The following is a 20,632-nucleotide window of genomic DNA, read 5'->3' as shown; positions in this document are numbered from 1 at the left end:
AACTTAGCAAGCTAAGTTCATGCTGCCCCTCGACTTGCATGTGTTAAGCCTGTAGCTAGCGTTCATCCTGAGCCAGGATCAAACTCTTCATTGTAAAATATTCTCTTACCCTTGCGGGTATCGTTGATTCTGTTCCAGGAAACCGATTTTCTATATCCTTTTCAGGTTATTGACGGTTCTTGTTTCATCTCACATATACATTATATATAAGACTACTTCTTGTACTACATCTTCGTTTGTTTATCTAAAGTCTTTCAAAGAACTATCTTTTCTTGAGCTCCCGTTTCAGGGGGAAAGCGTTTGCAAAGGTAAGGCGTTTTTTCTTTCCCTCCAAATTTTTTCGAAGTTTTTTTTCGAAAAAGTTTTTCAGGAGGACCTCTCCGGGCTTATCCTTTTCTCGCTCCCTTGCGTCCCTGCAAGGTAAGATACTCGGGTGCAGCGCCTTCAGTAAGTCTGCCTCTCTTTACCATTCTGTCATTCTCAGCGGCTCTCCCTCTCGAAAGCGGTTGCAAAGGTACGCACTTTTTCCGGTTCTGCAACTTTTACGCAATACTTTTTTGCGGAAATTTTGAAGAATTTTTGTAAATCACTGAATAAGAACCAATTGTATGTGGACATTTTTTGGACAAGGGAAAAACGGACGGAAACAGCCCTACATTATGTATTTCGCGCGGGCATGTGTACGCACGCATATACTCGCATACGTAAAAGGGAAAGGCAAAAATACATGCCGAACCGGTACAAAAAACAGCAAAAACGCGGAAAATCCTGCCCGGAATTCTTCTGCACGAAGGCCAAAAACCGAAAAAACGCCCGAAAAATGCAGGAAACGGAATCACCAGTCCACCATAAAATCCGTGATTATTCCATGCTGCATGACAAATAACGCCCCGAAAAATTCACACCGCAGGCACATTTTGTCCCAAAGCTCCCGACATTTTCTATGTCTCCCTTTCGGGAAACGTAGGTTTCCGCCAAGGAAAACGTACGTTTCCCGAAAGGAAAACCTACGGTTTACACATTGGAAACATAGAAAACAGAGAGAAAAAAGAGATTTATTGCCCTAGCATTTCTGAAAAATACTCCCTTTCCTGAAAGAATCAGCCCTGTCAGCATTCAACTTCTACGGAAAAAGCTGCTGCAAGACCTACAAAAATCATAGAGAATTCCCAAAAATCTACTAACTTAGGCCGCTTTATCAAATGAAACAAACTTATGGCACTAATAAAATCTGTCAGAGGATTTACTCCTCAAATCGGCGAAAACTGTTATCTGGCCGATAACGCCACGATTATTGGCGACGTAGTAATGGGACGCGACTGTAGCGTATGGTTCAATGCCGTACTTCGGGGCGATGTGAACTCCATCCGCATCGGCGACCGGGTGAACATCCAAGACGGCACCGTACTCCACACCTTGTATGAAAAATCGACTGTAGAAATCGGCAACGACGTATCCATCGGCCACAACGTGACACTTCACGGGGCCTGCGTACACGACAATGCCCTGATTGGCATGGGGTCTACCCTACTCGACCATGCTGTAGTGGGAGAAGGAGCCATCGTGGCTGCCGGTGCCCTGGTGTTGGCAAACACCGTCATCGAGCCCCATACCCTCTGGGGAGGTGTTCCGGCCAAGTTCATCAAGAAAGTCGATCCGGCACAAAGCAAGGAACTCAATCAGAAAATTGCCAACGGCTACCTGATGTATGCCTCTTGGTTCAAGGAAGAAGAGGCGAAATAAACACAGCCGGCCCCGCAAGACGCCATGGTAAAAACCGATGGCTTTGCGAGGCCGACTGCTTAATTCCACTATTTATTAGCGGTTATTTCTTTTTCAACTCTTCCAGCAATTCGGCTACATCTTCTTCCCGAGTGGCCCAGCTGGTAGCAATACGTACCACCGTCGTTCCGTCGGCACGTTTTTCCCAGACTTCAAATCCGACGCGCTGCACCAGTCTCTCAAACAAACAGTTTTCGAGCGTGACAAACAACTGGTTACTCTGCGGACGAATGAAAAATGTATAGCCGTATGCCTTCAGACCTTCCACAATCCGCTCCGCCATATCGATGGCATGACGGGCAATCTTCACATACAACCCGTCGGTAAACAGGGTATCGAACTGCAAGCCCAGCAGACGTCCTTTAGCCAACAATACACCCCGCTGCTTGATAATCGTATCAAACTGACGAATCATTCCGGGCTGCGGAATCACCACGGCTTCTCCAAACAACGCTCCTACCTTGGTTCCTCCGATATAGAAAATATCACACAAGGTAGCGATGTCCTTCAAGGTCACATCCGTATCCCGTGCCGCCAGTCCGTAACCCAGACGGGCCCCATCCAAGAACAACGGAATCTTATGCTTGCGACATACGGCAGACAACGCCTTCAGTTCTTCCAAGGTGTACAGTGTACCGTACTCCGTCGGATGCGAAATATACACCATCCCCGGTGCCACCATGTGGTCCCAGCTCGGGTCCTGATAAAAGGCTGTCACATAACGGTCTACCTCCGCTGCATCCAGTTTTCCTTCGTGGTGAGGCAAAGCCAGCACCTTATGGCCTCCCGCTTCCACCGCTCCGGCTTCATGCTGGTTGATGTGACCGGTTACCGCCGCAATCACACCCTCATACGGACGCAACACTGCCGTAATGACCGTGGCATTGGTCTGCGTACCTCCCACCATGAAATGCACTTCCGCCTGCGGACAGCCGCATGCCTCTGCAATTTTCCGACGGGCCGAAGCACAATACTCATCCGTGCCGTAACCCGAAGTTTTTTCCATATTCGTCTGACTCAAGCGCTCCAGAATCAGCGGATGCGCTCCTTCCATGTAATCACTCTTAAAATATTGCATATTCGTTTTGTATTTAAATTAAACTTTTCTTTCTTCCAATATCAAACCGACGCCCTTCACGGTCTTCAGCTCCACTGTCTCATCGTTCGCCAGCAATTTGCGCAGACGCGACACGAAGACATCCAGGCTGCGCGAAGCGAAATAATCCTCCTCTGTATTCCACAGACGCGACAAGATAACCTCCCGCCGTACGACCTGCCCCTTGTGCTCGCACAACATACGGAGCAAATCGGCCTCCCGCACCGTCAGCATACGTTCTTCTCCGCTTTTCTGCTTCAAGACTCCACGTGTGGTATCAAACGAGAACAGTCGCCCGATGGATACCTCCGGCACCTCCTTCTGTACCTGCAGGCCCCGGGTCAGTTTCAACAAAGCCGTGACATGCGCATGCAGTTCCTCGGCCAGAAAAGGCTTCTTGACATAGTTGTTCACACCCAGTTCATAACCTTTCACTACATCTTTCGGCGAAACCCGTCCGGAAGTAAACAAGATGGGGATATGCTCATCTTCTTCCCGGATACGTTTCACCATCTCATACCCGTCCATCACCGGCATCTCTATGTCGGCCACGATGACATCCGGCTGCTCTGCCTTCCACACCTTCAGCCCTTCCTCGCCATTGGCTGCCGTCAGCACTTTATACCCGCCAATCATATCCTCCAGGCCTCCCTGAATGATATAACACAGGTTCGCATCGTCTTCCACTAACAGCAGTTTGATGATCTGTCCTTCCATATTATTGTTCCTCTTTTTTATCGTCCATGGCACTCTCTGGAGGGAAAACCAACGTAAACCGACTGTATTCGCCCTCCATGCTTTCCAGTGTCACCCGCCCGTCGTGTGCCTCCATAATCCGGAGCACATAGTTCAGTCCCAGTCCAAAGCCGGGAGCACCTCCGGAACGGCTGCGCGCACTGGCTTCTGCCCGTTCATATTTCTCAAAAATCTTCCGCTGGTCTTTTAAAGGAATACCGAAGCCATTGTCGGCCACCGTCACACAGACCGTTCCATCCGCTTTCCGTTCCGAAACGAACGTAATCTCCACCGATTCACCCGAATACTTCAAGGCATTGTCTATCAGGTTGCTGAGCGCTTCTTTCAGAAATTCCTCGTCCGCCCAGACCGTTTCTTCCTGCAAATGCCAGACAAACGTCACCGGCTTGGTTGCCTTCGCCTTGTACTTCTCCGCCAAATCCTCCAAAATCGGTCGGAGCAGACAATCCGTCTGCTCTAATTTCAGTGCATGATTCTCCAGTTTGGAAAGTGTCAGCACCTTGTTGGTCAGTGCCAGCAGATGCTCTCCCTCCTCCTTCACAATCCGGAAATACCGTTCCTTCTTTTCCGGCTGTCCGTCTAAACGCCCACTTTCCAGAATCTCCGTTCCCATCAGGATGGAACTCAGCGGCGTCTTCATGTCGTGAATCATGGCATACGAGAAATCCTCCCTTACCTTGGCAATCTTGTCCTGACGGATAATGACCCGTATCTGATACACAATACAGACAATGACCAACGCCATAATCAGCACCGTGGCAATCAGCAGCAGCGTCATACGCTGGAAAATCACCCAGTAGGGATTCAGAATCACCCCTTGCAGATAGCGAGTATGTGCCATGTCGAGAGCTACCGGTTGCGTTTTCAAATATTTCTGCCCCTCCAGCTTTGCCTGCGGAGAGGATGCCTGCAACACATTCCCCAACGAATCTGTCATACAAGTCGACACCTTGGCCGAGATACCGACCGAGTCCAGCAGGTGGGTATAAATGGAATCCAAACGATACAAAGACACATCCATCTTGAACGTATTCAGCACCCCTTCCTGCAGGGCGATAAAGACTGCCGATTCGATGAACTCGCGCGTTTCCGGAGTAGAAGACTGCAGCGTATCGCTGTCCTCCACCTCCTCTTCCAGTTTAAATTGATAAGTATACGTGGAATCCTTCTTCCCATACAATTGCTTCCAGAGGCTCATCCGACAGAAAGTTTCCTGAAGCGCCGCGTCCTTGAAGAGCTCATGACTTTGCCGCATGACATTCTCCCGTGTCAGCTTGTAAGTATTGACCAGCCAGACATACTGCAGTTCGACAATCGCAATCAGTCCCACTACCGCAATCCAGCGAATGTGTTTCATCTTCATAACCGTATATTCTTCACGTAAACGAAAGCCGTTAACGTAGCGTTAACCTTGCCTTAACCCAAAAAGCAAAACGGGCTTTTTAGTTTTGCAGTGTCAAAGATAATGAAAGATAAAGACACGAACGATATGAAAAAGTATTTTTTAGTGAGCATCTTGTTACTGCTCGGTACGATGCTCGGCACAGTCACTGCACAAACCATCACAGGAAAAGTCACCGACCCGTCGCACCAGCCCATTGACGGAGCCACGGTCGTACTCCAAACCATTGATTCTGTATTTGTAGAAGCCACCATCACGAATACCGACGGCACCTTTCTGCTGAATCACCAGCCGACACGTTACCGCCTGCTCTTCCAGCACCTGCTGTATGAAACCCTGGAAAAAGAGGGAAGCGGAAGAGATGTCGGTACATTTGTGTTGCAGCCGAAAGACTACGCCCTTCAGGAAGTCGTAGTAGAAGGAGAACGCCCGCTGGTCACCGTGGAAGGCAGCCGTCTGAGCTACGACATGCCGCAGCTGATTTCCCAGCGGTTGGTCACCAATGCTTACGAAGCCCTCAAACAGCTTCCGGGCGTGATTGAACAGAACGACGTACTGACCTTGGCTGGGGCAGGCGGCGTCAGTCTGCTGCTGAACGGCCGTCCCTCGTCCATGACCTACGAACAACTCATCACGCTCTTAAAGGGGATGCCGGCTTCACGCGTGGAAAAGGCAGAAGTGATGTACAGCGCTCCTCCACAGTACCACGTACGCGGGGCCGCCATCAACCTCGTGCTGAAAGGATACAAGCCCGGGGAAGGAGGGCTGCAAGGAGAAATCCGCGGTGAATACAAACAGCAGAAGGAAGCCGGCGGCAACGGAGGGGTCACACTGGCCTATACTTCTCCCAAAGTCGACCTGGATTTCATGTACAACCTTCAAAGCAGCTACACCCGCGGTTACATCGACTTCCTCGCTCATCATACGGTGAAAGGACCGGTGTACAACGTGAACCAGGTGACCGAACATACGGGACGCAGCCTGGCACATACCCTGCGGGCCGGAGGAACCTACAAGTTCGATGCCGACAACTCCCTCGAATTGTCGTACACCACCCAGTTCAGCCCTAACAGCCAGCACCACAGCCATTCCAGCGGCAGCATCTCCGAATCGTTCAATGATTCCCGCACACACCATCAGATGCACAACGCCGCCTTGAACTACACCTCCGGATTCGGTTTCCGGGCCGGTGCCGACTATACCAATTTCACCTCAACCGATACCCAAAATTTCTTCGACCAAAGCCCGGAAGAAGTGGAAACCCGTTTCGTCAGCCGTTCCGACCAGCACATCGACCGCTGGAAAATCTATGCCGACCAGAGCCATTCACTGCCGCACGACTGGATGCTGAACTACGGGACTTCCTTTTCCTACGTGCACAACCGGAACATACAAGACTATGACTTGCCGGAAATGCAGGGCCAGAACCTGTACAACCGCATCCGTGAATATACCTACAACGTCTACGCCGGATTCGACAAGCCGTTCAACTCCCAATGGACGCTGAGTGCTTCTGCCACCTTGGAATACTATCAAATGCAGGATTACCGGAAATGGGCCGTCTACCCCACTCTCCAGTTGAATTACATGCCGTCGGCCTCCCACATCCTCCAGCTGTCCTTCAGTTCCGACAAGACCTACCCCGACTACTGGACACTGAGCGGAGCCACCAGCTACCTGAACGGCTACAACGAGAGTGTAGGGAATCCCTTCCTCCGCCCTTACACCGAATATGATGTCGACCTGACCTACATTCTGAAAAGCAAGTACATCTTTCAGGCAAGCTACAGCTATATACCCGACTATTTCATGCAGACCGTCTACCTGAATTCCGACCGCCTGAAAGCCATCTACAACTGGCAAAACTGGGATTACAGCCAAGAGCTCGCTTTTACTGCCATCCTTCCTTTCAAGGTGGGCCACTGGTGGGACAGTCGCCTCACCCTGCAGGCAAGCTTAAAGCACGACAAGGCCAGCGCATACTATGATGCGCCTTTCAACCAACAGCAATGGGTAGGAGTCGGCCAGTGGATAAATACCTTCCAGCTGTGCCGCCGGCCCAACCTGAAAATGGAAGTCACCGCTTTCGGGCAGACCCAGTCCATACAAGGAAGCTACGACATCCAACCGGTAGGCTTCGTGGATGCCGCCTTGCGCTATACCTTTGCCAAAGACAGGGCCATGCTCCAACTGAAAGGCAGTGACATTTTCAACACGATGAACCCCAAGACCAGAGTCCGGAACGGAGCACAGTATCTCGACATGAATACCAAAAGCTACCTGCAGAGTGTCACCCTTTCGTTCAGTTACCGTTTTGGCGGATACAAGAAAAAAGAAGTAAAAGATGTGGATACCTCCCGGTTCGGGAATCATTCTTGAGTTTACTTCCGTAAACCATCTACAAAAAGATTTTTGTCTTACTATAAATTCTTTAAAAAAGATAGTATATTTCTCCTATTTCCTCTTTTTTATTTCCAATTTATGTCTAACTTTGTGAAAACGTCTAAACAAAGTGAAATATGAAAAAGTTATTATCTACACTGATGGTGATAGCCTGTCTGGCGTTCGCCATTCCGGCGCAGGGGCAAATACAATTCGGGCTTAAAGGAGGTTTGAACATCTCCAAGATTTCTCTGACAAAAGAAGTCTTCAACCCAGATAACAGAACAGGATTCTTTGTAGGTCCGACGGCAGAGTTTACATTGCCGCTTTTGGGAGTAGGCATCGACGTCGCAGCCCTTTATAACCAATCGGGTATTGACACAGAAGCCGGAAGTACCACCAGAAAAAGCATCGAAATTCCGATTAACTTGAAATGGAGCATCGGATTCAGCAGCGTAATAGGAGCTTATCTGGCAGTAGGTCCTCAATTTGGATTTAATGTAGGAGACCGCTGGTTCAAGGATATATGCGAGTTCAACAAAAAGACCACCAGCTTGAACGTAGGTGCTGGCTTGAAACTTTTGGGTCATGTACACCTCGGTGCCAACTACAACATCGGTTTGAAAGACAATGGTATCATGGTCAACACTGAAGACGGAAAGTCAGAAGGTTTCAAGAATAACAGCTGGCAAGTATCCATTGCTTATATGTTCTGATTCAATCTGCCAATTATAAAAAGGCCTCTTTTAAAGTGCGTTCAAGCAGCTTTAAAAGAGGTTCTTCTTTTTTATACGAGTCAAACTTATTCTTTATCACAGGGATATACCACTCCCCATTCCTTGCGGAGGGCATCCATCTGCTGCATGAGGCGTAGCGTCTCGGCGTGCGGCATATACGGCGATTCCAGCCAGCCTTTCTCGATGGCTTCCAAAGAGGCATATACCTGGTATTCGTAACCTGTAATCTGCTGCGGAGCTTCGTACACCGCTACCGTCTGATAGTTGGCATCCAAAATTCGAACCGACTGTGGGTTGTTGATATTCTCCACAATCAGATGACCTTTATCGCCCGAAATCACTCCCATACGGTCGGTCACGGCATGAATACTGGCCTGCAAAGCCGCCATCTTTCCATCCTGGAACAGCAAGGTGATGTTTTCCTGTGCATCGACCCCCGTATCGGTCTTCTGACAAACAGAATGTACGGAAGCAATCTCCTTACCGAAATACATGGCGGCAAAGTTGAGCAGATACACTCCCAAGTCCAACAACGCACCTCCCGCCAATTCCGGACGCAGGATGCGTTCTTTCCGGTCAATCACATAGCCCAAATTAGCCGAAAGCATATAAGGCGTACCGATGACTCCTTCTTCCAGCAGCTCCCGAATCTTCAGTGAAAGCGGCATGTAGCGGGTCCAGATAGCTTCGGTCAGGAATACCTTTTTTTCCTCGGCCAGTTTCAGCAGCTCGGCAGCCTGACGGGCATTGGCGGTAAAGGCCTTCTCACACAACACAGGCTTGCCTTTTTCGATACACATACGGGCATTGTCGTAATGCATGGCATGAGGGGTCGCAATGTAAATCAAGTCGACTTCCGGGTCTGAGGCCAGTTCCTCATAACTTCCGTAGGCCTTCGCAAACTCCCACTTGTCGGCAAAAGCCTGTGCCTTCTCCAACGTACGCGAAGCCACGGCATACCGTTTCACTCCTTTCATTCCTCCAAGGGTGGCCGCCATTTTGCAGGCAATTCCGCCACACCCGATAATTCCGATATTGTAAATTTTCATTTTTCATTAAATATTAAAACCAGGACACAAAGCTATAAAAGTTTCAGAAGGGAACCAGCTATGTGAGGGGCTTTTTATACCTTTGCAGTATGAAAAAGTTCGTAGATGTCATCGTTCCGCTGCCCATTGCCAGCCAATATACTTACTCGCTTCCGGAAAGCCTGGAAGAGAGTGTACAACCGGGCTGTCGGGTCATCGTATCCTTCGGTCCGAAGAAGTTTCATACAGCCATCGTAACAAAAGTACATGAAACGGCTCCCGAGGCATACGAGACGAAGGACATTTCGGAAGTACTCGATTCGCGCCCCGTCTTATTGGCCCGTCAGTTCTCTTTCTGGAAATGGCTGGCCGACTATTATCTCTGTACGCTGGGCGATGTGTATAAAGCGGCTCTGCCTTCGGGCATGAAGCTGGAAAGTGAAACGCTGGTGGAATACAACCCGGACTTTGTGGCTTCGGAACCGCTTCCTCCACGGGAACAGCGTATCCTGGACTTGCTCAGCGCCGACCCGGAACAATGTGTCACGCAACTGGAGAAGGCCAGTGGGATGAAGAATCTGTTGCCGGTCATCAAGTCGCTGCTGGAGAAAGAAGCCATCTGCATCAAGGAAGAAATCAAGCGGAGCTACAAGCCACGCACGGAAGTACGGGTCCGCCTGACAGAGGCTTTGCAGAACGAACATCACCTGCACATAAAATTTGATATGCTGGCACGGGCTCCCAAACAGCAGGCCATTCTGATGAAATACCTGGAACTGTCGGGATGGAATGCCCAAGGGAAAGACATCCGGGAAGTCAGCAAGAAGCAACTGCTGGAAGCATCCGGACAAACCCAGTCCATTTTCAAGAATCTGGTAGACAAACAAATACTGGAGACTTATCTGTACGAAATCGGCCGACTGACTGACAAAGAAACCGAAACGGTCCCCGTACATACCCTCAGCCCCGCTCAGCAACGAGCCTTTTACGAAATTCTGACTTGTTTTCAGACGAAAAATGTCTGTCTGCTGCATGGAGTCACGGCCAGTGGCAAGACTGAAATCTATATCCACCTGATAGAAGAAGTGCTGAAAGCCGGCAAGCAGGTACTCTACCTCCTTCCGGAAATTGCCCTCACCACCCAAATCACCGAACGGTTGCGAAGGGTGTTCGGAGCCCGGCTGGGAGTGTATCATTCCAAGTTTCCCGATGCGGAAAGGGTGGAAATCTGGCAGAAACAACTCACCGAGCAAGATTACGACGTGATACTGGGAGTCCGTTCGTCCGTATTCCTGCCATTCCGGCGACTGGGACTGGTCATCGTGGACGAGGAACATGAAACGAGCTACAAGCAGCAAGACCCTGCCCCACGGTATCATGCCCGGAACGCGGCCATCATGCTGGCTTCCATGTACGGGGCCAAGACTTTGCTGGGCACGGCTACTCCCAGTCTGGAAAGTTATTTCCATGCCCGGAGCGGGAAATACGGACTCGTGGAACTGACGGAGCGTCACCAGCAAATCCAGCTGCCGCACATCGAACTGGTGGACATCAAGGAACTGGCCCGTAAGAAACGGATGACGGCCCAGTTCTCTCCCCTGCTGTTGCAAAAGATACGGGAAGCCTTGGAGCAAAAGGAGCAGGTCATCCTGTTCCAGAATCGACGGGGCTTCGCGCCGATGATTGAATGTCGCACTTGTGGATGGGTTCCCCGTTGCAAGAACTGTGACGTGAGCCTGACCTATCACAAGGTGCTTCACCAACTGACGTGCCACTACTGCGGCTATACCTACGCTGTACCCACGGCTTGTCCGGCTTGTGGCGGAGTGGAACTGGTAAACCGGGGCTTCGGAACGGAAAAGATAGAAGACGACATCAAACAGATTTTCCCGGAAGCCCGGGTAGCCCGGATGGACTTGGACACCACCCGTACCCGTACGGCTTACGAACGCATCATCAGCGACTTTGAGGAAGGAAAAACGGATATCCTGATTGGCACGCAGATGATTTCCAAAGGACTCGACTTCGACCGGGTAAGTGTGGTAGGCATCCTGAATGCCGACTCCATGATGAACTATCCCGACTTCCGCTCGTATGAACGGGCCTTCCAGCTTATGGCGCAGGTGGCCGGACGAGCCGGACGAAAGAACAAACAGGGACTGGTGGTGCTCCAGACCAAATCGCCGGAGAACCCGCTCATCCACCAGATTATGGCCAACGACTATGCGAGTCTGTACCAAGAACAGATGGAAGAACGGAGACTTTTCAAATATCCTCCTTTCTACCGCCTGGTTTATGTGTACCTGAAGCACCGCAAAGAAGACATTCTGACGCAGGCAGCAGAGCTTATGGCTGCCCGTCTGCGCCAAGGCATGGGCGAACGGATACTGGGACCAGACAAACCACCGGTGGCCCGGATACAATCGCTCTTCATCCGGAAGATTGTCATCAAGATAGAACAGGAAGCCTCGCTGAGCAAAGTACGCCGTTACCTGACCCAAGTGCAACGGAGCCTGATAGAAGACGAGCGTTTCCGTTCGCTCATGGTATATTATGATGTAGACCCTACTTAAACCATATCACAATGAACATAGAATTAGATGTACATACGCACACCATCGCCAGCGGACATGCGTTCAGCAGCCTGCAGGAAATGGCACGGGCAGCTGCCGACAAGGGACTGAAGCTGCTCGGCATCACGGAACATACACCGGGCATCCCCGGAAGCTGCCACCTGATTTATTTCCGCAACCTGCACGTGGTGCCACGGAAGATGTACGGCATCGAACTCCTGCTCGGAGCGGAAATCAACATCCTCGACACAGAAGGTAACCTCGACCTGGACGAGTTTCACATGAACCTGCTGGACCTACGGATTGCGGGGATTCACTCTTTATGCTACACGCCGGGCACTCCCGAGGAAAATACTCACGGCATGATCAAGGCCATTGAAAATCCGTACACGCACATCATCAGCCACCCAGGTGACGGAACCGCCAAACTGATTTTCGAACCGATTGTACAGGCCGCTAAGGCGAATCACACGTTGCTGGAAATCAACAACAGTTCCCTGAAGCCCTGCCGCAAGAAAGTAGAGGCACGTCCCAACAACCTGGAGATACTCCGTCTCTGCAAACAATACGAAGTACCGGTCATCCTGGGAAGTGACGCCCACATCTCGTTCGACATCGCAACCTACGACCATGCCCTGGAACTGGTCAAGGAAACCGAATTTCCGGAGAGCCTCATCCTGAACACCGATGTGGCCCGTTTTAAACAGTATTTACACCTCGACAAATGAAAAAACAACGCATACTTTTTGTCTGTCTCGGCAACATCTGCCGTTCCTCTTCTGCCGAAGAAATCATGCGTACCCTGGTACGCCGGGCGAGAAGAGAAAAAGAGTTTGAAATTGATTCTGCAGGCATCATCGGCTTTCACGAAGGAGAATTGCCGGATGCGCGCATGCGGGCACATGCCATCCGCAGAGGCTATGAGCTGACGCACCGTTCACGCCCGGTCCGTACGGAAGATTTCTATCACTTCGATTGGATTCTAGGAATGGACGACCGCAACATCGATGCCCTCCGAGAGAAAGCACCCGATTTGGAGAGCGAACAGAAAATCCATCGCATGACGGAGTTCTGCCGTACCAAGGTCATCGACCATGTGCCCGACCCTTACTATGGAGGGGCACAGGGCTTTGAGAATGTGCTCGACATCTTGGAAGATGCCTGCCAAGGACTGCTGGAACACTTAACGGAGACTCCCGAGCACAAAGAAACCGCTGAAAAATAACTTGATCACTTACCTAAACAAAAATACCATGAACCAAACCATTGCGCCTTTCGCCCGCCCGCTGTATGTGATGACCAAACCCGTCGGAGCGGTCTGCAACCTGGCATGCGACTATTGTTACTACCTGGAAAAGGCGAACTTGTATAAAGACATCTCCAAACACGTGATGAGCGACGAACTGCTGGAAAAGTTCATCCGTGAATACATCAGTTCCCAAACCATGCCGCAGGTCCTCTTCACCTGGCACGGAGGAGAAACCCTGATGCGCCCGCTGAGTTTCTACAAACGGGTGATAGAACTGCAACAGAAATATGCCGGCGGACGAACCATCGACAATTGCATCCAAACCAACGGTACGTTGCTGAACGATGAATGGTGCGAGTTTTTCCGAAAGAACAACTGGCTGGTAGGCGTGTCGATTGACGGTCCGCAGGAGTTCCACGACGAATACCGAAAGAACCGTCAGGGACGCCCGTCATTCGTCAAGGTGATGCAGGGCATTCAACTGCTAAAAAAACATGGAGTGGAATGGAATGCCCTGGCCGTAGTCAACGACTTCAATGCCGACTATCCGCTGGATTTCTATCATTTCTTCAAGGAGATTGACTGCCGCTACATTCAGTTTACTCCGATTGTGGAACGTATCAGTCCCCATGCCGACGGACGCCACCTGGCCAGCCCACTGCAAGAAGGGGAAAAACTGGCTGACTTTTCCGTATCGCCGGAGCAATGGGGAAACTTCCTCTGCACTTTGTTCGATGAATGGGTACGTGAAGACGTGGGCAAATTCTTCATCCAGCTGTTTGACTCTACCCTGGCCAACTGGGTAGGTGTACAACCAGGAGTCTGCACCCTGGCCAAGACCTGCGGACATGCCGGTGTCATGGAGTTCAACGGTGATGTGTATTCCTGCGACCACTTTGTTTTTCCGGAATACAAACTGGGCAACATACACGAGAAGACACTGGTCGAGATGATGTACAGCGACCGCCAGCTCCAGTTCGGACAGATGAAACAAGATGCCCTGCCCCGCCAGTGCAAGGAATGTGAGTTTCTTTTTGCCTGCAACGGCGAGTGCCCCAAGAACCGCTTCACCCATACCGCCGACAGCGAGCCGGGATTGAATTATCTGTGCAAGGGATACCATCAGTTCTTCCAGCACGTGGCTCCTTACATGGACTATATGAAAAAAGAATTGCTGGCCGAACGCCCGCCAGCCAATATCATGGAGGCCATCAAAAAGGGAGAGCTTTAAAAGCTCTCCCTTTTTCTATTTCCTATTCCAACACACCGGCTTCTTTCCAGGTCTGACAAAGATGAGCGGCATCGGCAGCTGCCTGTTCCTCACTCACCTCATATTTACGTACCAGCAAGTCGGTCAATGTGTGCAAGTCAAAATCCTTGTGCGCTACTTCTTTCCACAAATAAGCAGCAGTGGCATTCAGATTCAGCATCTTGTTGAAATCCACATATTCCATGCTCTCACCTGTCACGATATACTCTCCGCACATCTCGCGCATTACAAATCCATCTTTTATCCTCATAATCGTATTCTTATCCTAAATTATTCATACAGTCTGCGCCGGATAGCCAGCAGATAACGACGCACAGGCAACAGCCACCTCCAGATTCGGGCCTTCCGCCGTTCAGAAGCTGAATTGCAGTCCACTTCTTTTCCGTTTTCCCGAATCACGGCATTCACCTTTCCGATAATATGGCTACGCTGACATTTTTCCCGTCCGTAGCAGTTTCCGTCACCCATGAAAACAAAAATCTCCCCTTCTATTGCAACCAGCCGGTGAAGAATAAAATGTCCCGGAGTCGATTCAAACAACAGGATATCCCCCACCTGTATGTCTGTAGGAGGCCCTAGTCGCACGCAATCACAATCTCCTTTCAGAAAAGGAAGCATGCTCCGCCCTTTCACTCTGAAAACAGCCTCCTTCCCGGAAGCAATTATCTTACGTATTTCTGAAAAAAGTATCTCGTTGGGTATTATTTTCTTGTTCATCCGTTCATGCTGACTTACCTCGGGCCACAAATGTAACGAAAAAATCCGGAGCAACTTCTTTTTTTACTACTTTTGTTTCAATCAATCAGAACCCTCACAAATATGATTATAAAAACTTATCAAGTCGCCCGCCACTTGTTCCGTCTGGAACTGCCAGTAGATAAACCGACGGGAGAAAAAATACTGAAAGCGTATGCTCCTTTCGAGACACAAACGGAAGAACCTCCCTTATTTACACTTCACCTCCACTTGTGCCAGGAACTGCCTGTTCCCCCACAGGAACAACTTTTGAAGCATTTTGATCAGGAACTTCCTTTTCTTTGGGTCTTTCAATCGAACATAGGATATACCTTCGGCTTTTCACTGGCACCCGGCAAACCGGAAGCATTGGTTTGCGATACCGTGCAACCCACCGAGAAGACACTCTACTTGTGCGAAACAAGTACTCCCGAACAACTCACGTTCGGCCTTCACAATGCCTTGATGCTGACCTTTACCCGACAGACAGCCCCTTTGGATACGCTGCTGATTCATTCCTCTGTCATATGCAAAGACCAGCAAGGTTATGCTTTTTTGGGAAAGAGCGGAACAGGAAAAAGTACCCACAGTCGCCTGTGGCTGCAATACATTCCAGAAAGCGAACTTCTGAACGACGACAATCCGGTCATCCGTATCTGTCACGGAACACCAGTCATATTCGGAAGTCCCTGGAGCGGAAAGACTCCCTGCTACAAGAATAAGGAAGTCCCCTTGAAAGCCATTGTCCGGCTCTCACAAGCTCCAGTCAACCACATCACCAGCCTGACAGGCAGCAAAGCATACGCCAGTCTGCTTCCCTCCTGTTCCTCCGTCAAATGGGACTCTTCAATCACCGACTGCATTCATCACACCTTGGAGCAAGTCGTCACACATTGCAAGTTCTATCACCTGCAGTGCCGTCCCGACCAGGAAGCTGCTGTGCTGTGTGCCCAAACCCTGCAAACCCGTTGACACAAAAAAGCCTGTCCGATGCGATTACCGGACAGGCCTACTTCTCTTCTTCCTTCATGCAACAAGGAATGGCTTCATTCAGTCATTTTTCAACAACACATTCTGGATAGCCTCCTTCAGGTTCTTCTTCGGCAAAGCTCCCTGTGCCATCTGCGGAGTACCCGTCATTGGCACGAACAGCAGTGAAGGTACGCTCCGGATACCGAACAGAGCAGCCAGTTCTTCTTCCTCGTCTACATTCACTTTATAGATATCCACTTGTCCGGCATATTCATCGGCCAGTTCGTCGAGTACCGGTGCCAGCATCTTGCAAGGCCCGCACCAAGTGGCATAAAAATCAATCAGCGCCGGACGGCTGCCGAGGAACTTCCATTCGTTCGGATTGGCTTCATAGTTAGCTACTTTCGTCAAAAAATCTGCTTTGTTCAAATGTACTGCACTCATATTCTTCTGTTTTTAGATTTTACACTTTTATATTTATCTCTGTTATTTATTCTCTGCCCGATAAGGTTTCACAAAATCCTTATACAAAGCCTTGTTTTCACTAGAGGTACCGCATCCCCCCGCCGCACAGCAGGACCAGTTGACCACGGCCATCAGCATCAACAACCCGCCCAATATGATCATCAGGGAGTCGGAGGCATAGATACCATACCCTGCAAACACCGCTCCGGCCAGCAGGCGTATTACCCGGAGCACATCCCAATTGCGAAATAATCTTTTCATTGTCAATACTTTTTTCTTGGTTTCTGACGCAAATGTACAAGGAAGCAACTACCCGCACAACAGATTTTTCCTATCTTTGTATTGATAAAATCTATTGAACCATGACCTTACAACAGATGGAATACATCGTGGCCCTCGACAAATACCGCCACTTCGTACTTGCCGCCGAAGCCTGCGGGGTGACACAGCCTACCCTCAGTGCAATGATTCAAAAGCTGGAAGAAGAGCTTGATGTCAAAATTTTCAACCGCGACCGAAAGAATATCTCCCCCACCTGCATCGGAGAAAAGATTATCCGGCAGGCACAGATAGCCCTGAATGAAACCCAGCGCATCAAAGAAGTGGTGGCCGATGAAACAGATCGCATGAACGGCAGCCTGCGCATCGGTGTATTGCCCACGGTTGCCCCCTACCTCGTGCCCGACTTCATTTACCATTTCCGGAAAGCCTATCCCCATGTCAGCCTCTTCATCGATGAAAGAGAGAAAAAAGCATTGCTGCAGGAACTCAAATACGGCAACCTGGACATGGCCCTCAGCACCTCCCCAGAGGAACCAGATACCCGCATTCTGGAAATACCGGTCTACACCGAAAAGTTCGTGGCCTACCTTTCCGAACAATGCGACCAAGCCAAGAACTGCCTCGCCAACGGTACCTTGCCTCCGGAACAGATGTGGATATTGAAAGAAGGACACTGCATGCCCCACAGTGGCATGAACTTCTGCCAGAACAAAGACATCGGCAATCACATCTACGAAGCCGGCAGTATTGAGACGCTGATTAAAATCGTAGACCGCAACGGAGGATATACCATCATTCCCGAACTTCACCTCCAATCGCTTACAGAGAAACAGCGGAGCCATATCCTGGCGCTTCAGTTCAACCCACCGGCCCAACGCCGCATTTCCATCCTGATAAAAGAAGATTTTATCCGCGAACGGATGGTCAATGCCGTACTGGATACCCTGAAACGTCTCATTCCCGCCAATATGCTGGAGAAACGACTTGCCACCCATGCCGTCAAGCTGCGGCATACTCCCAACCCTTCTTCCTCAAAGTAGCGGACAAAAAAAGAACTGCAAGCTCCGGATTGCTCCAAAAGCCTGCAGTCACTTACCAAGAAAAAGTGTTATTTGTGATAGAATTTCCGCATAGGATAAATCCCTATCGGATAATTTGTCTGGTTTTCAATCTTCTGCACCAGCGAAGGAGTATTTCCACTACAGTCGTACACCAACAAATAGTTTTTATCGGGCTTCACGTTCTCCCGATACACGTTGGATACCGCCACATACACATACTGGTTGGTAGGGTCGGCAATCACGTTACAGTTCAGGTACTTTCCCTCGGGGGCATCATTCAATACATTGATAAACTCTTCGCTCTTCCAAGTCTTTAAAGACAAGCGTTTGATCGTGGTGCTTCCAGCCGCATAATACAGATAATCTCCTGCCAGCGTAACCCCGGAAGTGTTGAAGAACTCGGCAGAAATATCTTCCGAAATCTTTTTGCTCTTGGTCACCTTCCACTCATCCAAGTCGACAAACTGGAGATAACTGTTCTTCTCTCCTTTTCTACCGCAAGTCGCCAGTACAATTTCCCGCTCACCGGTCTGGAACAGCCCACTGATAAATTCTCCTTTCAAATCGGGCAACACCCGGCTCACCTTATTCATTCCCTTCGAGAACTCCAGCAGACGAGTAGACTCCCAGAAGCCTCCTCCCCCGCAATACAAGCAATCGCCTACCCGAAGAATACCCCGGGGAATTGCCACTGCCTCAACCGTATTCCCCTTGTTCCCAAAATGATAGGCTCCTTCCACCACATTCACCTCACCAGTCGTGCCGTCCAGGCGGAAAAAGCCCTGTCCTTCCGCGAAGAAAATATTCCTTTCATCCAATACCGCAATATTTTCAAAAGGAACAGACAAACTAATCCATTCATCCTTGTCCAGACTTCCTTCCGGACGCTTGAACTTCAGGTCGTCCAGCTTGTATGTTTTCTCACGTTTCAGAGTCACGGCATCCGCAATCACCAGACAGCCATCTCCTTCGTCGCCTCCAAACGTATAAACTCCATTACTGAGGATATACAGTTTCCCATTATCCATCCATAAATCCTGTGCACCGTTACCCAGCGCCGTACCGTTTACCTTCCGATACACTCCTTCTTCTATCTTCCCATCGGGAGTCAGATAGGTAATGGAACTGTTTTCAATGGCAGGTGCCCCCTGGTTCAGAATCAGGACACCGTCCGGACGGGCATACCCATCCAAATACACAATTTCTCCCGTACCCTCAGAAGGAGTCTCGGCCGATGGCTGTTCCAATTTCTGTTCTTCCTTACACCCGGGAAGCATACCCATGCCCACACAGGCCATCCATACGATATAAAAAATTTGTTTTCTCATCTTTTCATCCTTTCATCAGTTATTATTCGGCACAAAGAAGAAACCTGCCGGGAAATGCGTATAATTCTCATATTTGGCTGCCGGAGCTTCTTTACTGGCTGCAAAATCAAAATCCCAAATCTGGTTTCTGGTGAACTGCGCGTACCCCTTGATGGTATTGGCATACACATGCCCGGTCACAGGATGTACCGCCAGTCCATTGTACAGCATGACCGCATCGTCATCCAGGGCATTCAGGTCACAAACCTGTTCTTCCGCCTCCAGCCCGGATGCCGCATTCAACTGCGGACTGTCATCAAAAGGCAACCGGTATACGGTGGTACGGTCGGCATAATAAATATCATTGCCCTTGACCGCAAAAGCGACCCCCGAAGAACCCACGTAAGGCTTGATACTGATTTGCCGCTGAATCATCTTCCGTGTGGAAAGATTAAACCTGTTGATGGAAGACTTGCCCAAGCCGAATCCCATCACCCACAGTTCACCGTTGCCTGCCGCTTTCACCCCCAGTGTCTCGTTAATCTGAGGAGAGAGTGTATAGGGGAAATTAATCTTACGTGCCTCTTCCTGGTCGGGAGAAATCTCGATAATTCCTCCAATTTTTCCCGTTCTGTACGTATAGACTTTTCCGTTCATCACTACGAACTGGCTCTTCGGCGCTTTTTCCGTTCCCTTCACCAGCTTCATTTCCTTGGTTTTCAAGTTCAGGCAATACACTCCCGTGTTGTCACGCAGATACACATGCGCCTCATCCAGCACGGCAATGTGCGTGGGCCAGTCAATGCTGGGCAAATCCGCCTTGCTCAATGCCTTCTCTTTCTTCAAGGTCTTGGCATCCATCACAATCAGCATGCCGTCGTTTTCAAATTTCGTACCGACAGGATTCTCATTACCGTTCTGCGTAATAACATAAATCTTACCGTCGTGAAAAGCCATATCCTGTGCCACATTTCCCAGTTCCGTACCGTTGACCGCCTTATACGCATCTCCTACCACATAACCTTCGGGGGTGATGTAAGTGAGCGAACCATTCTCGGTCGTCATGTTTCCTTCGTTCAGCACAAAAACTCCTTTCGGGTCGGAAAACGAATTCAGGCAATAAAATTCCACCGCTTTCGTTACTTCCTTGTCATCTTCGCCCACCGCCTTCAGCGTAATCTTTGCCTTCTGTACCGCCTCAGCCGAAGCCTTCACCGTGACAGTGCCCGCCTTCTCATCCACTTCGGCTGTCCAGCCTTCCGGCACGTCTGCCACGGCAACCGATTTCACATGCTCTGCCGCATATTCCAGTTTGCACTCTGCACCTGGAGCCAGCATTACCGGACGATCGGCTTCCAATTCTGTCTTCAACTCAAAAGAAGCCGCCGAACCAGAAGGAGGGGTATCTCCGTTTCCTAGCCCTTTCTCTTTACTACAACTGCCTGCCAGCAAAGCCACGGCTAGTAAAAACACAGCACCGACATGCTTCACATTAAATAAGTCTTTTAGTTTCATGTTACTTTAGGTTTAAAATA

Annotated in this window: 19 protein-coding genes; 9 read left to right on the top strand and 10 right to left on the bottom strand. The window is 49.9% G+C overall.

Features of this window, described 5'->3' with window-relative positions:
• The first annotated feature begins 1,215 nt into the window (after positions 1 to 1,215).
• A complete protein-coding gene (locus tag OCV81_RS13355; RefSeq protein WP_022353516.1) occupies positions 1,216 to 1,743 on the top strand; it encodes a gamma carbonic anhydrase family protein in 528 nt (175 codons plus the stop codon).
• A gap of 82 nt (positions 1,744 to 1,825) precedes the next feature.
• Here the strand turns inward: OCV81_RS13355 and OCV81_RS13350 are convergent, their stop codons facing one another.
• From OCV81_RS13350 to OCV81_RS13340, 3 genes are read right to left on the bottom strand one after another with little or no spacing between them, the layout of a single operon-like run.
• Positions 1,826 to 2,860, bottom strand: a complete 1,035-nt coding sequence (locus OCV81_RS13350) for a threonine aldolase family protein (RefSeq protein WP_148330466.1) — start codon at positions 2,858 to 2,860, stop codon at positions 1,826 to 1,828.
• 18 nt (positions 2,861 to 2,878) lie between these two features.
• A complete protein-coding gene (locus OCV81_RS13345; protein WP_148330468.1) occupies positions 2,879 to 3,583 on the bottom strand; it encodes a response regulator transcription factor in 705 nt (234 codons plus the stop codon).
• A 13-nt stretch (positions 3,584 to 3,596) separates the two neighbouring features.
• The gene (locus OCV81_RS13340) at positions 3,597 to 4,997 is read right to left on the bottom strand and encodes a sensor histidine kinase (protein WP_148330464.1); all 1,401 of its coding nucleotides are present in this window, start codon (positions 4,995 to 4,997) and stop codon (positions 3,597 to 3,599) included.
• A gap of 126 nt (positions 4,998 to 5,123) precedes the next feature.
• Between OCV81_RS13340 and OCV81_RS13335 the strand changes: the two genes are divergently transcribed.
• A complete protein-coding gene (locus OCV81_RS13335; protein WP_262640366.1) occupies positions 5,124 to 7,415 on the top strand; it encodes an outer membrane beta-barrel family protein in 2,292 nt (763 codons plus the stop codon).
• A 140-nt stretch (positions 7,416 to 7,555) separates the two neighbouring features.
• Positions 7,556 to 8,134, top strand: a complete 579-nt coding sequence (locus OCV81_RS13330; RefSeq protein WP_022353521.1) for a porin family protein — start codon at positions 7,556 to 7,558, stop codon at positions 8,132 to 8,134.
• Positions 8,135 to 8,220: 86 nt separating this feature from the next.
• On the opposite strand, the gene OCV81_RS13325 is transcribed toward OCV81_RS13330, so the two are convergent.
• Positions 8,221 to 9,204 (bottom strand): Gfo/Idh/MocA family protein, encoded by a 984-nt coding sequence (locus OCV81_RS13325; RefSeq protein ID WP_148330460.1) that lies wholly within the window; start codon positions 9,202 to 9,204, stop codon positions 8,221 to 8,223.
• Between the two features lie 89 nt (positions 9,205 to 9,293).
• Here OCV81_RS13325 and priA point away from each other — a divergent pair, with 89 nt between their 5' ends.
• From priA to OCV81_RS13305, 4 genes are read left to right on the top strand one after another with little or no spacing between them, the layout of a single operon-like run.
• Complete coding sequence (gene priA, locus OCV81_RS13320) at positions 9,294 to 11,756, top strand: replication restart helicase PriA (protein WP_148330458.1); 2,463 nt, start codon at positions 9,294 to 9,296, stop codon at positions 11,754 to 11,756.
• Between the two features lie 11 nt (positions 11,757 to 11,767).
• Positions 11,768 to 12,484: a phosphatase gene (locus OCV81_RS13315; protein ID WP_148330456.1), complete on the top strand. Its 717-nt coding sequence runs from the start codon at positions 11,768 to 11,770 to the stop codon at positions 12,482 to 12,484.
• Positions 12,481 to 12,981, top strand: coding sequence for a low molecular weight protein-tyrosine-phosphatase (locus OCV81_RS13310; RefSeq protein ID WP_148330455.1), 501 nt, complete (start codon positions 12,481 to 12,483; stop codon positions 12,979 to 12,981). Before OCV81_RS13315 ends, OCV81_RS13310 begins: the two co-directional genes overlap by 4 nt.
• Positions 12,982 to 13,009: 28 nt before the next feature.
• The gene (locus OCV81_RS13305; protein WP_148330453.1) at positions 13,010 to 14,236 is read left to right on the top strand and encodes an anaerobic sulfatase-maturation protein; all 1,227 of its coding nucleotides are present in this window, start codon (positions 13,010 to 13,012) and stop codon (positions 14,234 to 14,236) included.
• A 22-nt stretch (positions 14,237 to 14,258) separates the two neighbouring features.
• Here OCV81_RS13305 and OCV81_RS13300 read toward each other — a convergent pair whose 3' ends face one another.
• Entirely contained in the window at positions 14,259 to 14,525 is a 267-nt protein-coding gene (locus OCV81_RS13300) for a PqqD family protein (protein WP_148330451.1), read from the bottom strand.
• 20 nt (positions 14,526 to 14,545) lie between these two features.
• The gene (locus tag OCV81_RS13295; RefSeq protein WP_148330449.1) at positions 14,546 to 14,992 is read right to left on the bottom strand and encodes a S24/S26 family peptidase; all 447 of its coding nucleotides are present in this window, start codon (positions 14,990 to 14,992) and stop codon (positions 14,546 to 14,548) included.
• A 102-nt stretch (positions 14,993 to 15,094) separates the two neighbouring features.
• Between OCV81_RS13295 and OCV81_RS13290 the strand changes: the two genes are divergently transcribed.
• Entirely contained in the window at positions 15,095 to 15,982 is an 888-nt protein-coding gene (locus tag OCV81_RS13290) for a hypothetical protein (RefSeq protein WP_148330447.1), read from the top strand.
• 78 nt (positions 15,983 to 16,060) lie between these two features.
• Here OCV81_RS13290 and trxA read toward each other — a convergent pair whose 3' ends face one another.
• The gene (gene trxA, locus OCV81_RS13285) at positions 16,061 to 16,426 is read right to left on the bottom strand and encodes a thioredoxin (RefSeq protein ID WP_022353530.1); all 366 of its coding nucleotides are present in this window, start codon (positions 16,424 to 16,426) and stop codon (positions 16,061 to 16,063) included.
• A gap of 42 nt (positions 16,427 to 16,468) precedes the next feature.
• Positions 16,469 to 16,708 carry a hypothetical protein gene (locus tag OCV81_RS13280; RefSeq protein WP_022353531.1) on the bottom strand — a complete coding sequence of 80 codons (240 nt, stop codon included), beginning with the start codon at positions 16,706 to 16,708 and terminating at the stop codon, positions 16,469 to 16,471.
• A 101-nt stretch (positions 16,709 to 16,809) separates the two neighbouring features.
• On the opposite strand from OCV81_RS13280, the gene OCV81_RS13275 reads away from it, so the two are divergent.
• The gene (locus OCV81_RS13275; protein WP_148330446.1) at positions 16,810 to 17,769 is read left to right on the top strand and encodes a LysR substrate-binding domain-containing protein; all 960 of its coding nucleotides are present in this window, start codon (positions 16,810 to 16,812) and stop codon (positions 17,767 to 17,769) included.
• Between the two features lie 68 nt (positions 17,770 to 17,837).
• Here OCV81_RS13275 and OCV81_RS13270 read toward each other — a convergent pair whose 3' ends face one another.
• Both OCV81_RS13270 and OCV81_RS13265 read right to left on the bottom strand, forming a co-directional pair.
• A complete protein-coding gene (locus tag OCV81_RS13270) occupies positions 17,838 to 19,118 on the bottom strand; it encodes a DUF5074 domain-containing protein (RefSeq protein ID WP_148330444.1) in 1,281 nt (426 codons plus the stop codon).
• 15 nt (positions 19,119 to 19,133) lie between these two features.
• Entirely contained in the window at positions 19,134 to 20,612 is a 1,479-nt protein-coding gene (locus OCV81_RS13265) for a DUF5074 domain-containing protein (RefSeq protein ID WP_148330442.1), read from the bottom strand.
• Positions 20,613 to 20,632 lie beyond the last annotated feature (20 nt).

Source organism: Phocaeicola fibrisolvens, from assembly GCF_025567125.1.
Lineage (GTDB): Bacteria > Bacteroidota > Bacteroidia > Bacteroidales > Bacteroidaceae > Phocaeicola > Phocaeicola fibrisolvens.
This window is presented reverse-complemented; position numbering and strand designations above follow the sequence as displayed.

Excerpts from the sequence above, each read along its gene's own strand:
- OCV81_RS13340 (WP_148330464.1), bottom strand. The coding sequence starts at position 4,997 with ATGAAGATGAAACACATTCGCTGGATTGCGGTAGTGGGACTGATTGCG.
- trxA (WP_022353530.1), bottom strand. The coding sequence starts at position 16,426 with ATGAGTGCAGTACATTTGAACAAAGCAGATTTTTTGACGAAAGTAGCT.
- OCV81_RS13310 (WP_148330455.1), top strand. The coding sequence starts at position 12,481 with ATGAAAAAACAACGCATACTTTTTGTCTGTCTCGGCAACATCTGCCGT.
- OCV81_RS13275 (WP_148330446.1), top strand. The coding sequence starts at position 16,810 with ATGACCTTACAACAGATGGAATACATCGTGGCCCTCGACAAATACCGC.
- OCV81_RS13280 (WP_022353531.1), bottom strand. The coding sequence starts at position 16,708 with ATGAAAAGATTATTTCGCAATTGGGATGTGCTCCGGGTAATACGCCTG.
- OCV81_RS13265 (WP_148330442.1), bottom strand. The coding sequence starts at position 20,612 with ATGAAACTAAAAGACTTATTTAATGTGAAGCATGTCGGTGCTGTGTTT.
- OCV81_RS13350 (WP_148330466.1), bottom strand. The coding sequence starts at position 2,860 with ATGCAATATTTTAAGAGTGATTACATGGAAGGAGCGCATCCGCTGATT.
- OCV81_RS13300 (WP_148330451.1), bottom strand. The coding sequence starts at position 14,525 with ATGAGGATAAAAGATGGATTTGTAATGCGCGAGATGTGCGGAGAGTAT.
- priA (WP_148330458.1), top strand. The coding sequence starts at position 9,294 with ATGAAAAAGTTCGTAGATGTCATCGTTCCGCTGCCCATTGCCAGCCAA.
- OCV81_RS13355 (WP_022353516.1), top strand. The coding sequence starts at position 1,216 with ATGGCACTAATAAAATCTGTCAGAGGATTTACTCCTCAAATCGGCGAA.
- OCV81_RS13325 (WP_148330460.1), bottom strand. The coding sequence starts at position 9,204 with ATGAAAATTTACAATATCGGAATTATCGGGTGTGGCGGAATTGCCTGC.
- OCV81_RS13315 (WP_148330456.1), top strand. The coding sequence starts at position 11,768 with ATGAACATAGAATTAGATGTACATACGCACACCATCGCCAGCGGACAT.
- OCV81_RS13290 (WP_148330447.1), top strand. The coding sequence starts at position 15,095 with ATGATTATAAAAACTTATCAAGTCGCCCGCCACTTGTTCCGTCTGGAA.
- OCV81_RS13335 (WP_262640366.1), top strand. The coding sequence starts at position 5,124 with ATGAAAAAGTATTTTTTAGTGAGCATCTTGTTACTGCTCGGTACGATG.
- OCV81_RS13295 (WP_148330449.1), bottom strand. The coding sequence starts at position 14,992 with ATGAACAAGAAAATAATACCCAACGAGATACTTTTTTCAGAAATACGT.
- OCV81_RS13270 (WP_148330444.1), bottom strand. The coding sequence starts at position 19,118 with ATGAGAAAACAAATTTTTTATATCGTATGGATGGCCTGTGTGGGCATG.
- OCV81_RS13305 (WP_148330453.1), top strand. The coding sequence starts at position 13,010 with ATGAACCAAACCATTGCGCCTTTCGCCCGCCCGCTGTATGTGATGACC.
- OCV81_RS13330 (WP_022353521.1), top strand. The coding sequence starts at position 7,556 with ATGAAAAAGTTATTATCTACACTGATGGTGATAGCCTGTCTGGCGTTC.